Annotated in this window: 11 protein-coding genes; 5 read left to right on the top strand and 6 right to left on the bottom strand. The window is 69.4% G+C overall.

Annotated elements, in window-relative coordinates; genetic code table 11:
* Window positions 1-85: 85 nt before the first annotated feature.
* Window positions 86-1,531, top strand: a complete 1,446-nt coding sequence (locus tag ACKY0X_RS02670; RefSeq protein ID WP_409428201.1) for a PPE domain-containing protein — start codon at window positions 86-88, stop codon at window positions 1,529-1,531.
* Window positions 1,532-1,541: 10 nt separating this feature from the next.
* Here the strand turns inward: ACKY0X_RS02670 and ACKY0X_RS02665 are convergent, their stop codons facing one another.
* Together ACKY0X_RS02665 and ACKY0X_RS02660 are read right to left on the bottom strand one after the other, a co-directional pair.
* Window positions 1,542-3,095, bottom strand: a complete 1,554-nt coding sequence (locus ACKY0X_RS02665) for a PGRS repeat-containing protein (RefSeq protein ID WP_409428200.1) — start codon at window positions 3,093-3,095, stop codon at window positions 1,542-1,544.
* A 116-nt stretch (window positions 3,096-3,211) separates the two neighbouring features.
* Entirely contained in the window at window positions 3,212-4,588 is a 1,377-nt protein-coding gene (locus tag ACKY0X_RS02660) for a PPE family protein, SVP subgroup (RefSeq protein ID WP_409428199.1), read from the bottom strand.
* 168 nt (window positions 4,589-4,756) lie between these two features.
* Here ACKY0X_RS02660 and ACKY0X_RS02655 point away from each other — a divergent pair, with 168 nt between their 5' ends.
* From ACKY0X_RS02655 to ACKY0X_RS02645, 3 genes are read left to right on the top strand one after another with little or no spacing between them, the layout of a single operon-like run.
* Window positions 4,757-5,800, top strand: a complete 1,044-nt coding sequence (locus tag ACKY0X_RS02655; RefSeq protein ID WP_409429478.1) for an ABC transporter permease — start codon at window positions 4,757-4,759, stop codon at window positions 5,798-5,800.
* A 3-nt stretch (window positions 5,801-5,803) separates the two neighbouring features.
* Window positions 5,804-6,793, top strand: coding sequence for an ATP-binding cassette domain-containing protein (locus ACKY0X_RS02650; protein WP_409428198.1), 990 nt, complete (start codon window positions 5,804-5,806; stop codon window positions 6,791-6,793).
* Between the two features lie 44 nt (window positions 6,794-6,837).
* Window positions 6,838-7,671 (top strand): alpha/beta hydrolase, encoded by an 834-nt coding sequence (locus tag ACKY0X_RS02645; RefSeq protein ID WP_105294392.1) that lies wholly within the window; start codon window positions 6,838-6,840, stop codon window positions 7,669-7,671.
* 104 nt (window positions 7,672-7,775) lie between these two features.
* Here ACKY0X_RS02645 and ACKY0X_RS02640 read toward each other — a convergent pair whose 3' ends face one another.
* The 4 genes from ACKY0X_RS02640 to ACKY0X_RS02625 form a co-directional block, all read right to left on the bottom strand.
* The gene (locus tag ACKY0X_RS02640) at window positions 7,776-8,072 is read right to left on the bottom strand and encodes a hypothetical protein (RefSeq protein WP_105294391.1); all 297 of its coding nucleotides are present in this window, start codon (window positions 8,070-8,072) and stop codon (window positions 7,776-7,778) included.
* 82 nt (window positions 8,073-8,154) lie between these two features.
* Window positions 8,155-10,236 carry a heavy metal translocating P-type ATPase gene (locus ACKY0X_RS02635; protein WP_409429477.1) on the bottom strand — a complete coding sequence of 694 codons (2,082 nt, stop codon included), beginning with the start codon at window positions 10,234-10,236 and terminating at the stop codon, window positions 8,155-8,157.
* 38 nt (window positions 10,237-10,274) lie between these two features.
* Window positions 10,275-10,481: a hypothetical protein gene (locus ACKY0X_RS02630; RefSeq protein ID WP_409429476.1), complete on the bottom strand. Its 207-nt coding sequence runs from the start codon at window positions 10,479-10,481 to the stop codon at window positions 10,275-10,277.
* Window positions 10,482-10,552: 71 nt separating this feature from the next.
* On the bottom strand, window positions 10,553-11,092 hold the full coding sequence (locus tag ACKY0X_RS02625) for a hypothetical protein (protein WP_409428197.1): 540 nt from the start codon (window positions 11,090-11,092) through the stop codon (window positions 10,553-10,555).
* A 160-nt stretch (window positions 11,093-11,252) separates the two neighbouring features.
* Here ACKY0X_RS02625 and ACKY0X_RS02620 point away from each other — a divergent pair, with 160 nt between their 5' ends.
* Window positions 11,253-13,418: a cellulase family glycosylhydrolase gene (locus ACKY0X_RS02620; protein ID WP_409428196.1), complete on the top strand. Its 2,166-nt coding sequence runs from the start codon at window positions 11,253-11,255 to the stop codon at window positions 13,416-13,418.
* Window positions 13,419-13,423 lie beyond the last annotated feature (5 nt).

Genomic DNA, 13,423 nt, shown 5'->3' with positions numbered 1-13,423 from the left:
GATTCCCGCATTCCGAGGAAACTTCCAGGGAATGGCCATGATTTGAGGTTTAGGCTTTCGTTACTTCACCGCGCGAAAGGCGGCAATGACGGAGCCGATCTGGATGGCGTCACCACCGGAGGTGTACTCAGCCTTGCTCAGTAGCGGTCCGGGCGCGGGCCCATTGCTGGCGGCTGCCGCGATGTGGGATGCGTTGAGCACGGAATACACCGAAGTGGCACAGGAACTTTCCACCATGCTTTCGGCGGTGCAGGCGGGATCGTGGCAGGGCCCGAGCGCGGAATCCTATGTGGCGGCGAATGTTCCGTATCTGTCCTGGCTGGCGAAGGCCGGCGCCGACAGCATGACGCTGGCGACTCAGCATCAGACCGCGGCCACCGCCTATACCTCGGCGTTGGCGGCCATGCCGACCCTGGGCGAGCTGGCTGCCAACCACACCCTGCACGCCGTGCTGGTAGCGACGAACTTCTTTGGGATCAACGCGATTCCGATCGCTCTGAATGAGGCCGACTACACCCGGATGTGGGTCCAGGCGGCCACCACGATGTCCACGTATCAGGAGGTGGCCGGCGCCGCGGTGGCGTCGTCGCCGGCGGCCTCGACCGCGCCAACGGTGCTCAATCCCAACCCCCCGACGCATCGCGACCACCAGCACCGGACCGGCCAGGCACCCACCCAGGACTTCGGCAATATCTACCAGGAGAGCTGGTGGACCACTCGCATCGCCGAGATCAACGAGGCCATCCAGGCCGATCTGGCCAGCAACAATCCACTCACCAGCCTGATCAGCGATCCGGTGTTGATGACGATCGCGCCGCACTACGCGGGTGAGATCGTGCTGGGGATGGCACCGGCTGTCACGGCGCTGACCGAGACCATGCTCGGTTTGGTCGCGCCCGTGTCGCCGCTGGCCGGGTTGGTCGGTGTCGCCGGGTTGGCCGGCTTGGCTGGCGGCTCCGCTCCCGCCGCGCCGGCGCTGCCCGCCCTGAACCCACCACAGCCCGTGCCGGCTGCCGCCGCGGCAGCACCAGCACTGTCGGCGCCGCCGGCTGCCGCGCCTGCGGCTCCCCCGGCCATGGCTCCGCCGACGCTGGCCCCGGCCGCTGGTGGAGCCCCTGCTCTGCCGCCGCCGTTCACCGGATCTGAGGCGGCGTTCGTCCCCTACCTGGTGGGTGCCGGCCCGGCCAGCGGGGCGCGGATGAAAGCGCGCGCGAGCACGCCGGTGCAGGGTCGGCGCCGCGACGCGACGGAGGTGGCGGCGGCCAGCGCCGCTCCTGCGGCTCAGGTACGCCGCCGCCGGCAGCGCAGGGCACTGACCGACCCCGGCAACCGCTATGAATACCTTGCCTCGGCGGACGGCCTGGGCGCGGAACTCGGCGCGGGCCAGGTGGGGTTCTCGGGCACCGTGCGCCATGAGACCGACTCTGCGGTCACCGGTTTGACCACCGTGACCGCGAGCGCCGCGGGCCCCACCATGCCGATGCTGCCGCAGACCTGGGAGGCTCCCGCAGAACGGGATCAGCTCGACTGACCGGCTCTGGTCACCCACTTCGGCTGCCGGGTGCCCCGGCCTGCCCGGCGCCGCCATCGGGGTCACCTGCGCCGCCGCTACCGGCCTTACCGCCCGCCCCCGGCGTGGGAGCCTGACCGCCCGTGCCGCCATTGCCGCCGTCGCCGCCGCGACCGACCGACCCACCGGGGCCGGCCGCGCCCCCGGCGCCTCCGGTGCCCCCGTCCCCACCGGCCGCGGCGGCGTTGCCGTCTCCGGCAGTGCCCCCGTTTCCGCCCGTCCCGCCGGCTCCGCCATCGGGGTGAGCAGCCGTTCCGGCACCACCGGCCCCACCGGTGCCGCCCTTGCCGCCTCCGCCGGCTTCGCCTCCGTTGGGATGGCCGCGCATGCCGTCACCGCCATTGCCGCCGTCACCGCCGTTGCCTGCGCGGGCCGTGGCCGATCCGGCAGCTCCGCCGTTGCCGCCCGCGCCGCCGGCACGAGCGTGGCTCGGGTTGCCGCCGTAGCCGCCGGAGCCGCTGTCTCCGCCGCGGCCGCCGTTGCCGCCGTTGCCGTCGGCCGATCCGGCCAGGCCGTCTCCGCCGTTGCCGCCGGGAGCGCTGAAGCCGCCGGGTCCCGCGTTGCCCATGAACACTAGGTTGCCGGCGTTTCCGGAGGCGCCGCCGTCGCCACCGTTACCGCCGCTCGGGTGCTCAGCGGTGCCGGCGCCGCCGTTACCGCCGTAGCCTCCGGAACCACCGGGGCCACCGAAGCCGGCCACCGCATTGCCGCCATCACCCGCGGCGCCGCCATTGCCGCCATCACCGCCGTCGTTGCCCCAGCCGCCGTCACCGCCGTCACCACCGCGGCCGCCCGCGCCGAACAGCGAGATGGCGTCGCCGCCGAGCCCGCCGTCGCCACCGTTGCCGGCGGTGCCCGAGACACTGTCGAGCCCGTCTCCGCCCCAGCCGCCGTCACCGCCGTTGCCCATCAGCCAGCCGCCGATACCACCGACCCCGCCGTCGGCGCTGGCCCCACCGTCGCCGCCCCAGCCACCGTTGCCGATCATCTTCGCGTCGCCGCCGTCCCCGCCGCTGACACCGAGTTCGGCGTCTTCGGAGGCGCCCGGGTTGTAGCCGCTGCCACCGTCGCCGAACAGCCAGCCGCCGTCGCCACCGTCCGGGTGATCGACCGTGCCATTGACACCGTTGCAGATCAGGCCGCACGCGCCGTCAAAAGCGAAGAGCGGGTTGATGATCGGGTCCAACAGCACACCTGGGCCCTGGATCCACATCTCGCCGAGATCGTGAACGGTCGCGTAGAGCTGGTTCTGGAACAGCCCGGCGAAGACGACCTCGACCACCGATGCCCAGGTGTAGATGTCGTCGCCCACCACCTGCGAAAGATCCAGCGCGTCGGCGGCATCGGCCGGGTCGGGCAGCGCGGAGGCCCCCAGACTCGCGGCGTCGAAGAGCTGGTCGAACCCGAACAGGTCGTCGAAATCGGCGGATGCCGGTGCCGCAGGCGCCAACCCCAGCGCCAGGCAGGCCCCCACCAGGGTGTGACGGTTCCTGCTCAGACGCCCCTGACTGCCCCGATCGATCATTTCCCGCCCCTTCGCCTGCCCTGAGCAACTACTGAGTGGCCGGAGCTTAGCCACCGAGACTTGGAGCCACAAGGGCGGCATTTGAGCGGAAAAATCACCGCTAATGCGGAAATGGCTTAACGGCCTAACAGGCGCATCTTCTGTTCGTTGTACTCGTCGTTGGTGATCAACCCACGGTCACGTAACTCGGCGAATTCGCGGATCTCCGCGGCGATGCCCATCATTGACGGGCCGGGGGCGCCCTCGGTATCACCGGCCTGCGAATCAGCCGTCGCGTCACCCGCCGCGCGCTGCGGCATCTGCACTTTCGCAGACGATGCCGCATCGGCGCCGCCGCGGCCGCGACTGACCGAGCCCGCCAGGGCACTGCCGCCCATGCCCGCCAGCGCCATCTGGCTGAACGCGGTGCCGGCAGCGCCCAGCGACGCCGGCGGCGCGCCGCCGAAGCCCGGTCCGGCCAGCGGCTTGGAGTAGGACAGGCTGCGAATCTCCGGGGCATTGGCCGCCCAGTTGATCGGCACCGACAGGTTTCCGGCGGTGATTGCCTCGCCCATCGCCGCCGACATCGACGCCGCCCCGGGCACCATCGGCCGCGACGGAGTCAACGGGGAGAACAGGTCGATGTTGCGCAGGATCTCGTACTCCACCATCTGGAGCTGATCCTGCTCGGCCAAGATCTCCCGGGTGCTGGCGTCCGCCGCCGTCCAGGCGCCGGCCGATATCCCGATGCCCACGGCCGAGGCGGCCAGCGAAGTCGCCGCGATCAGGTTCAGCCCGAGCAGGTCGGGTATCGCCGGGGTCTCCTGGGCCACCCCCACCGCGGCCGCCGCGCCCGCCTGCAGCAAGGTGCTCTGCGGCGCCCCGAAGATCCCCGAGGCCAGCTGGCTGAGCAGGGACCGGACGTCGGACGACGACGAGGTGGCCTCGGCGGACCCGACCGAGGCGGCCTGACTGGCCGGTCCGGCGGGATTGCTGGTCTGCGGTGGCTTCTGGAACTGCGTGAGCCCGGTGGCGGCCGCCGACCCCGCGGCGTAGGCGTACATGGCGGCCGCGTCCTGGGCCCACATCTCGCCGTATTCGGCCTCGTTGGCCGCGATCGCCGCGGTGTTGGTGCCCAACACATTGGTGGCGATCAGCAGCAGCAGGCGAGCTCGGTTGGCCGCCACCACCGAGGGCGGCACCGTCGCGCTGTGCGCCGCCTCGTAGGCGGCCGCCGCCGCGTTGGCCTGGGCGGTCGTGTGGTCGACCTGGGTTGCGGTGGCGGTCATCCAGGCCACATACAGCGCGGCGGCCCGAGTCAGTGCCTGGGAGGCCGGCCCCAGCCAGGCCTGGGCTGTCAGCTCGGCGATCACCGATTCGTACGACGCGACCGCTGAGTGCAATTCGGCGGAGAGTCCGCCCCAGGCGGCGGCGGCGGCTCGCATCGGCGCGGAGCCCGGCCCGGTGTAGATCCGCAACGAGTTGATCTCCGGTGGCAGGGCAGCGTAATTCATCACCGACCCCCTCCCTGGGGCGCCCGGGCGCACGAAAGCGGCGTGTGTGTGTATTTGTAGCCCAAAAGCTAGCGGTTGACAGGGCATTCCGGATTTGCGGAGGCCCTTCCGGCCTCACGCCGCGATGGCGATCACAGCCGCACGCTGCGATAACATGCGCGCGTGCGGATGTTAATCACCGCGTTTCGCGATCTGCAGTGGCGACTGCGCCGGTTCATCGTTGCCGCGGTGGGCACCGCGATGGTGTTCGCCCTGACCCTGGTGCTGGCTGGGCTGACCCACGGATTCCGCGTGGAGGCGGAGCACGTCGTCGATTCACTGAACATCGACGGCTACCTGATCCAGACCGCGGCGGTAGGGCCGTTCATGGGTTCGTCGCGCTTCCCGCAGGCCGAAGCCGGCGATGTCGCCCGAATTTCCGGCGTGGACGCCGCACTGCCGGTGGTCTACGGCAACACCATCCTGCAGGACGGTAAGGCGCCGCTGAACGTGAATATCTACGGTGTGCCCAAGGCCGCGATGCCGCCCCTCACCGAGGGGCGAGCTCCGACCGAACCCAACGAGATCGCGATGTCGACCACGCTCAAGCGCGCTGTCGGGGATGAGATCGAACTGGGCGCGGACAAGCTGCGAATCGTCGGTCTGGTGGAGAAGTCGACCACGCTGGCCGGCCAACCCAATGGCTTCCTGACCGTGGCGGGTGCTCAACGTCTGATGTATTCGGGTCAGCCGGTGGTCTCCGCGATCGGCGTGCGGGGCGCGCCCGCGCACGTGCCGAAGGGCTACCGGGTGGTGGACCGGACCGCCGCCGTCGACGACATGGTTCGCCCGCTGGCAGGTGCCCAGATGGCCCTGTCGTACATGTCGGTGTTGCTGTGGGGGGTTGCGGCGCTGATCGTGGGCTCCCTGATTTACCTGTCGGCGCTGGAACGTACCCGCGACTTCGCGGTGTTCAAGGCACTCGGGGTCACCACCTGGATGGTGCTGGCCGGACTGGCCCTGCAGGCGGTAGTCGTCGCGGTGGCCGCGGCGGTGCTCGGCGGCATCTTGGCGGTGTCGATCGGGCCGCTGTTTCCGATGCTGGTGGCGGTAACCGGGTCGTCGTTCGCGCTGCTGGTCCTGACCGCGGTGGGGATCGGCCTGTTGGCCAGCCTGGCGGGTCTACGCCACGCGGTCGCGGTGGATCCGGTGCTGGCGTTCGGAGGGCCGTAACTCATGGGAGACCTGCGGATCCGTGATCTGGTCATCGAATACGCCACCGGCGGCGGAGAACCGATCCGTCCCATCCACGGCCTGAGCCTGGACGTCCCGGCCGGCTCGCTGGTGGTGGTGCTCGGTCCCAGCGGCTGCGGCAAGACCACGCTGCTGTCATGCCTGGGCGGGATCTTGAGCCCGACCAGCGGTCAGATCCTGTTCGGCGCCACCGATGTGACCACGCTAGGCCGGCGCGACATCACCTCCTACCGGCGGCGCACGGTCGGCATCGTCTTCCAGGCGTTCAACCTGGTACCGAGCCTGACCGCGTTGGAGAACGTGATGGTCCCGATGTGGGCGGCCGGATGGACTCAATGGTCCGCCCAAGAACGCGCCCGGGATCTGCTGACCCGAGTCGGATTGGCCGATCGGACTGCCCACCATCCCGGGCAGCTCAGTGGTGGCCAGCAGCAGCGCGTGGCGGTGGCACGCGCCCTGGCCCTGGATCCGCCGCTGATCCTGGCCGACGAACCCACCGCGCAACTGGACTACGTCCGTGCCGGCGAAGTCGTGCAATTGCTGCGGGTGCTGGCGGCCGGCGATCGCGTTGTGGTGGTCGCGACGCACGACACCCGGATCGTCCCGCTGGCCGACATCGTCATTCAGCTGTCGCCGACCGCCGTACCGACCCGCCCGCAGCAGGCGCCGGTCCTGCTGGGGCCGGGTTCGGTACTGCTGGAGCAGGGCACGGTCGAGGACCTGATCTACGTCGTCACCGAAGGCGAGGTGGAGATCGCCCCCGACTCGGCGGGCACCGGCGACGGGCTGCTCAAGATCGGCAAACCGGACCAGTACGCCGGCCAGCTCGGCCCCATGGTGCGGATCCCCCGCTCGGCGACGGTCCGTGCGCCACGGGAGGCCACCGTCGTGAGTTACACCGTGGACGCGTTTCGCCAGCAGTTCGGCCGCCCGCCGGTCCCCGATGTTCCTAACGAACCGGCATCAACCTGATCAATACCGCGGCGTGCCGGGGCAAACCGGGCATGCGCCACGCGATGATGCTGTACATGGCAGATTTGACCCGCCGGGCTGCTTTGCGCCTCGGGGTCGGTGCCGCGGGGGCTGTAGGCCTGTTCGGCGTGGGTGCGGGGCGGCACCCGGCCGAGTCGCGGGCGACCGGCACTACCTACCCGACCCGCGAATCCGGCTCGTTCGTGTCCGCGGCCCGCGGCGGGGTGGAGACCAACTGGATCATTGCCCGCCCGCCGGGACAGACCGCTCCGCTGCGGCCGGTGATCGCCCTGCACTGCAAGGATGGCGACGCGGCCTGGGTGATGGATCTGGGCGTGGAAGAAGAGCTGGCGAAGCTGACCGCGGCCGGCCGGCCACCGTTCGCGGTGGTGGCCGTCGACGGCGGCAACACCTACTGGCGCCGGCACAGCTCCGGTGAGGACGCCGGCGCGATGGTGCTCAACGAGCTGATCCCGATGCTGCCCGAGAAGGGCATCGACATCACCCGAGTCGGGTTCATGGGCTGGTCGATGGGTGGCTACGGCGCGCTACAGCTGGGCACCCGCCTGGGTCCGTCGCGCACCGCCGGAATCTGTGCCATCAGCCCGGCGATCTACATGACCTACTTCGGCGCGCCCGCCGGCGCATTCGACAGCGTCGACGACTGGCGGACGAACTCGGTGTTCAATCTGGTGCCGCGGCTGGCCCCGTTCCCGCTGCGCGTCGACTGCGGGACCGCGGACAGCTTCGCGTACGCGACCAAGAGCTTCATCGGCCAGCTGAATCCGCCGCCGGCGGGCGGGTTCTCCCCCGGCGGACACGACGTGACCTATTGGCGGGAGCAGCTTCCGGCCGAGTTGGCCTGGCTGGATTCCTGATCTCCCCGCATAGCCCCGGCGCTCCCTCGCCGAGTGTGCGTTTTTGGGCGCGCTCACGCGCGCAAACCGACTAAAACGCACACTCGTCGGCAGGCCTACGGCACTTAGGCCTGATTCATCGGGTTCATCGGGCTGGCCGGGTTCGCAGGATTCATCGGGTTCATCGGACTTTCCGGGTTCGCCGGGTTCATCGGATTGGCCGGGTTGTCCGGGTTCGCCGGGTTCAGCGGGCTGTTTATGTTCGCCGGATTGGTCAGGCTGTCGGGGCCGTAGGGACCGGCGTTACACACCGCATTCGCGTTGGCGATGCAGTCGCTCGGGCTGAACGGGTCGGGATTGGCCGGATCGGCACCGGCCGGCCCGGATACCGCCAGAGCAAACGCCGCCAGGCCGGCGCACACCGCCCCTGCCTTCGCGATCACACCGTGTGAAACGTTGCGTGCATACATAGAGCAAACCCCCTGTTCGACGACTTTTCGGACCTTACCGCCCGAACCGTCGAAGCCGCAGGCTATTGGTCACCACCAGAACCGACGAAGCCGCCATTGCCGCGCCCGCGATCATCGGGTTGAGCAGCCCGGCCGCCGCCAGCGGGATCGCCGCGATGTTGTAGCCGAACGCCCAGACCAGGTTCTGCCGGATGATCCGCAGTGTGCGTGCGGACAGCCGCAGCGCTGTCGGAACCGTGCCGAGGTCACCGCGCACCAGCGTCACGTCACCGGCCTCGATGGCGGCGTCGGTGCCGGTTCCCATCGCCATCCCGATATCGGCGGTGGCCAGCGCCACCGAGTCGTTGACACCGTCGCCGACCATGGCCACCCGCCGGCCCTGCGCCTGCAGCCGTTTGACCGCCTCGGCCTTGTCCGCGGGCAAGACATTGGCGATGACGTTGGCCGGATCGATTCCGACGTCGCCGGCCACCAGGCGCGCCACCGCCGCACCGTCACCGGTGAGCAGCATCGGAGTGATGCCCATGGCCCGAAGCTCCGCCACCGCGGCAGCGCTGGTGGGCCGCACGGTGTCGGTCAGGGTGATCGTCCCGCGCGCCTGACCGTCCCAGGAGACCTCGACGGCGGTCCCGGTTTCGTGCGCGGCGGCCGATCGGGTGACCTCCACCCGTACGCCGTCGACCACACCGATCACGCCGTGACCCGGCTGGCTGGCGAAGTCGGTCACCTGGCCGATCTCAAGGCCGCCTGCCTTGGCTCCGGCGACGATGGCCGCGGCGATCGGGTGCTCGGACCCCGACTCGACGGCGGCGGCTCGGGCCAGCACGGTGTCGGGGTCCTCGCCGCGAGCGACCGCGAGACCACCGACAGCCATGACGCCGGTGGTGACCGTGCCGGTCTTGTCCAGCACGACGGTGTCGATGTCCTTGACGGCCTCCAACACCTGGGGGTTCTTGATCAGAATGCCGAGCTGCGCGCCGCGGCCGGTGCCCACCAGGATGGCGGTCGGGGTGGCCAGCCCAAGCGCGCACGGGCAGGCGATGATCAGCACCGCGACGGCCGCGGTGAACGCCGACGCGACAGATGCACCGGTCAGCAGCCAGGCAGCCAAGGTGAGCGCGGCGATCCCCAGCACGGCGGGCACGAATACCGCCGAGACCCGATCGGCGAGCCGCTGGACTGACGCCTTGCCGGCCTGGGCATCGGAGACCATCGTGGCCATCCGGGCCAGCTGCGTATCGGCACCGACCTTGGTGGCTCGGACCAGCACCAGCCCGGTGGTGTTGAGTGAGCCGCCCAACACCTCGGCGCCGACTCCCACCTCGACGGGCAGCGATTCACCGGTCATCGCCGAGGTGTCCAGCGCAGTGGCGCCGTCGATGACCACACCGTCGGCGGCGACCCGCTCCCCCGGCCGGACCACGATGACGTCGCCCACCCGCAGTTCCGCGATCGGCACCCGGACCTCGGTCAGCACACCGTCCTCGCGCCGCATGACCGCGGCGTCCTTGGCCCCGAGTTCCAGCAGTTCCCGCAGCGCTGCGCCCGCCGACCGTTTGGCGTGCGATTCCGCGTAGCGGCCGGCCAACAGGAAGACCGTGACAACCGCCGCCACCTCGAAATACAGATGTCCCGCCCCGGTGAAGACCGCAACCGCCGACCACAGATAGGCCGCAACAGTGCCCAGCGAAACCAGGGTGTCCATCGTGGCGGCGCGATGGACGGCAGTACGCAGCGCGGCGAGGTGGAACGGGTAACCGCCCCACGCCACGATCGGGGTGGTGAGTGCGAACACCACCCACTGCCAGCCGCTGAACTGCCAGGGCATCACCATCGACAGCGCCACCACCGGCAGGGCCAGCAATGCCGAGACGACCAGCCGGGAACGTAGTTGGGTCGCCGGGAAATCGGCATGTTCGTCCGAGTGATCGTGGGCCGCGCCGACCACCGCGGCCTGATACCCGGTGGACTCCACCGCGCGCACCAGATCCGCTGCCGAGACGTTCGGATCGTGTTCGACGCGGGCCCGTTCGACCGCGAAGTTCACTGTGGCATGCACCCCGTCGAGAGCGTTCAGGCCGCGCTCCACCCGCGCCGCGCACGACGCACAGGTCATTCCCCGCAACTGAAGGTCTGTGGTGATCACGCCGTCGACTATACCCCCGTGGGGTATATGGGCTCCGCTGCGCGGCGGGCTCGGCGCAGCCGGGCGACGCCGACCACTGCCAGCACCCCGGCGGCCGTCGCCAACACCCACGCCAGCAGCAGCATGCGTGGGTGGTAGGTCACCGAGGTGGTCGCCGGTTCGCCATCGATGACCGGCGCGACCAGCACCAGATAGCGCACCTGCAGCCAGCTCATCGCGCAGCCCACCGCCGCGACGGCGGCCAAGGCCAGCTCGACCACGGCCCGCAGAATCGGAGCTGTCGCCCTCACCAGGACGATCCGTCCTCGACATCGGTTTCGGCAGGCCCACCGGGCGGGACCGTCTCTGGAATCAGTTCACTGAGCACGGCGCGAAACCTGCGATGATCACGCGCCCAGGCCTGCACCGTGCGCCGCCCGGTCAGCCTCAATCCGATGCCCACCCGGCGTCGGGGCACCCCGCTCAGCTCGCCCAGCGCGCGGGATTCCTGCCACTTCTTCGGTTCCTGCTTGCCCCAGCCGGTGGGCCGCTCGGCCTCGGGGTAGATCGCCAGGATGTCGGCCACCCGAATGGTCTCGGTGCCCTGCCGCAACGTGTCTGCCGTCAGCTCGACGGAGGTGTGAATACGCGCCGCCTTCACCTGGATGGCGAGCATCGTCGAGACCAACACCAACAACACAGTGGGAACCAGGGGCTGAAAGCCGTAGCCGCCGGAATTCTGAATCAGCACCAGCAGTCCCGCGGAGATCGGCCCGAACAGCACCCAATACCAGCTGGCACCGCGCTCGAAGAACAGCGGTGCGGCTTGCGGCTGGGGCTCAGACATGTCGGGTCAGCCTAACGCGGCCCGGAAGCTCCCAGCACCTGGCCGCAACCTCCGGCCGGTTTTGGCGATTCTTAAGTTACGCGCCAGTAGGCAGAGTTAGATTTCCGCCTACATACATGTTTTACACAGGTTTGCCGCGAACTTGGAGATGAGGACCAGGATGATGCGTCACCGCAGCCCCGCCGCAAATCGCCTCCTGAGCAGCCGCGTCAACGGTGTTGCCGCGACCGCCGCGGCAGTCCTGACCTTCGGGCTGGCGCCACTGGCCACCGCGCCCGCGGCGCAAGCCGACTTCGATGACGCGATCGACGCAGCCCTCGCCCCCTTCCTGGACGCCAGCACTAACTCCCTCGACTGGGACGCCGTACTCTCCCCTTCCGCTTGGGACACCTTCCTGGCCCCGGCCCACTGGGACGCCGTGCTGAGCGAACTAAGCGGCTCGGCCCTGGCCGGCCCCGCGGCCGTCGACCCGGCCACCTGGATCGGGCAGTACTTCTACACCCCGATCCACACCGGCATCGAGGACTGGATCAACAGCGACCTGGGCCGACAACTCAACAACCTCATCAACCAACCCTTCCTCGCCCTCACCGGGCGTGCCCTAATCGGCGACGGCGTCGACGGCACCGCCGAACACCACGACGGCACCGCCGGCGGCTGGCTGTTCGGCGACGGCGGAAACGGCTGGAACAGCAACGAATCCGGCGGCGCGGGCGGCGCCGGAGGCAACGCCGGCATGTTCGGCAACGGCGGCCAGGGCGGCGATGGTGGCGCCGGTGGCCTGGGCGGTCACGGCGGCACCGGCGGCAACGGCGGCTGGCTGCTGGGCTACGGCGGCAACGGCGGCAACGCCGGTGACGGCACATACACCGGCCCCCGAGACCTGCCCGCTCTGGGCGGTGCCGGCGGCAACGCCGGCATGCTCGGCGTCCACGGCACCGTCGGCCACTACGGCACCCTGGACGGCGCCCCGGCCGTGACCAACAGCGGACTGTCGACCACGGGCACCTGGATCACCGACAGTGCCGGGCGCGTCGTCATCCTGCACGGGACCAACCAGGTCAACAAGGGCGAACCATTCTACCCGTCCGCGCAGGGGTTCGATGAGGACGACGCCGCGTTCCTTGCCGCCAGCGGTGTCAACGTCGTGCGGGTAGGCGTCATCTGGGAAGCGGTAGAGCCGCAACCCGGCGTCATCGACTACGACTACCTGGCGTCGATCAACCAGACCGTCCAGATGCTGGCCAACCGCGGCATCTACAGCCTGATCGACATGCACCAGGATCTCTACAGCGCCTCGATCGGCGCCGATGGTGCGCCGGAGTGGGCGGTGCAGACCGGCGGGCTGCCCAACCCCGACTGGGGATTCCCGTTCAGTTACCTCGGCCCAGCGCAGAACCACGCGTGGGATGCGTTCTGGTCCAACGCCAAAGCACCCGACGGCATGGGGCTACAGGACCATTACGCGCTGATGTGGCAACACGTCGCCAACTTCTTCAAGGGCGACTCGTACGTACTCGGCTACGACATCATGAACGAGCCGTGGCCCGGCTCCTCGTGGCTGTCGACGATCTTCGGCAGCACGCAGTTCGAGGCTCAGTCGTTGACCGCCTTCTACGACCAGGTGGGATCGGCCATCCGATCGGTCGACCCGCACACGACGTTGTACATCGAGCCGAGCACGCTGGTCGGCAACCTGCCGATCCCCACCCACCTGGGCTCGATCGACGACGACAACACCGTGTTCTCGTTCCACGACTACTGCACGTCCACCGCGCTGTTCGGCGACACGATCTTCGGCTGCGGACTGTGGGAAGACATCGTCATGGGGAACGCCGCGTCGTACGCGCAGGCAAACGATATGCCCGCGGTGATCACCGAGTTCGGCAACACCAGGTACGTGCCCAGCCTCACCACCACATTCGATGAGGCCAACCGTCAGGGATTCGGCTGGATGTTCTGGAACTACGGACTCGCGCTGAACCAAAACCTGCACGATCCATTGACCGGCGATCAGGCCGACAATCCTGTCGTGGTCGCCCTGTCTCAGCCCTACCCGCAGGCGACCGCCGGAACCCCGGAGTCCTGGTCCTTTGCGGACGGCACCTTGAACTTCAGCTACTCCACCGATATGGCCGACGGCTCAGGCCAGTTCGGCGCCGGCGCGCAGACCCAGATTTCGGTGCCGAGCATCGTCTACCCCGACGGCTACCAGGTCACCGTCACCGGTGGGCACGTCGTCTCGGCCCCGGACGCCCCGATCCTCGTCATCGCCGCCGATGGCAGTTCGACCACCGTCCACGTCGTCGTGACTCGCGCAGGCTAGGAGGA

Source organism: Mycobacterium sp. SMC-11, from assembly GCF_046250095.1.
Lineage (GTDB): Bacteria > Actinomycetota > Actinomycetes > Mycobacteriales > Mycobacteriaceae > Mycobacterium > Mycobacterium heraklionense_A.
Note: the sequence above shows the minus strand (reverse complement) of the source record. Positions and strands in the feature narration are given on the sequence as shown.

What these genes read in the sequence shown, in the direction of transcription:
- ACKY0X_RS02670 (WP_409428201.1), top strand. Translation starts at nt 86, where the DNA reads ATGACGGAGCCGATCTGGATGGCGTCACCACCGGAGGTGTACTCAGCC.
- ACKY0X_RS02665 (WP_409428200.1), bottom strand. Translation starts at nt 3,095, where the DNA reads ATGATCGATCGGGGCAGTCAGGGGCGTCTGAGCAGGAACCGTCACACC.
- ACKY0X_RS02660 (WP_409428199.1), bottom strand. Translation starts at nt 4,588, where the DNA reads ATGAATTACGCTGCCCTGCCACCGGAGATCAACTCGTTGCGGATCTAC.
- ACKY0X_RS02655 (WP_409429478.1), top strand. Translation starts at nt 4,757, where the DNA reads ATGTTAATCACCGCGTTTCGCGATCTGCAGTGGCGACTGCGCCGGTTC.
- ACKY0X_RS02650 (WP_409428198.1), top strand. Translation starts at nt 5,804, where the DNA reads ATGGGAGACCTGCGGATCCGTGATCTGGTCATCGAATACGCCACCGGC.
- ACKY0X_RS02645 (WP_105294392.1), top strand. Translation starts at nt 6,838, where the DNA reads ATGATGCTGTACATGGCAGATTTGACCCGCCGGGCTGCTTTGCGCCTC.
- ACKY0X_RS02635 (WP_409429477.1), bottom strand. Translation starts at nt 10,236, where the DNA reads ATGACCTGTGCGTCGTGCGCGGCGCGGGTGGAGCGCGGCCTGAACGCT.
- ACKY0X_RS02630 (WP_409429476.1), bottom strand. Translation starts at nt 10,481, where the DNA reads ATGAGCTGGCTGCAGGTGCGCTATCTGGTGCTGGTCGCGCCGGTCATC.
- ACKY0X_RS02625 (WP_409428197.1), bottom strand. Translation starts at nt 11,092, where the DNA reads ATGTCTGAGCCCCAGCCGCAAGCCGCACCGCTGTTCTTCGAGCGCGGT.
- ACKY0X_RS02620 (WP_409428196.1), top strand. Translation starts at nt 11,253, where the DNA reads ATGATGCGTCACCGCAGCCCCGCCGCAAATCGCCTCCTGAGCAGCCGC.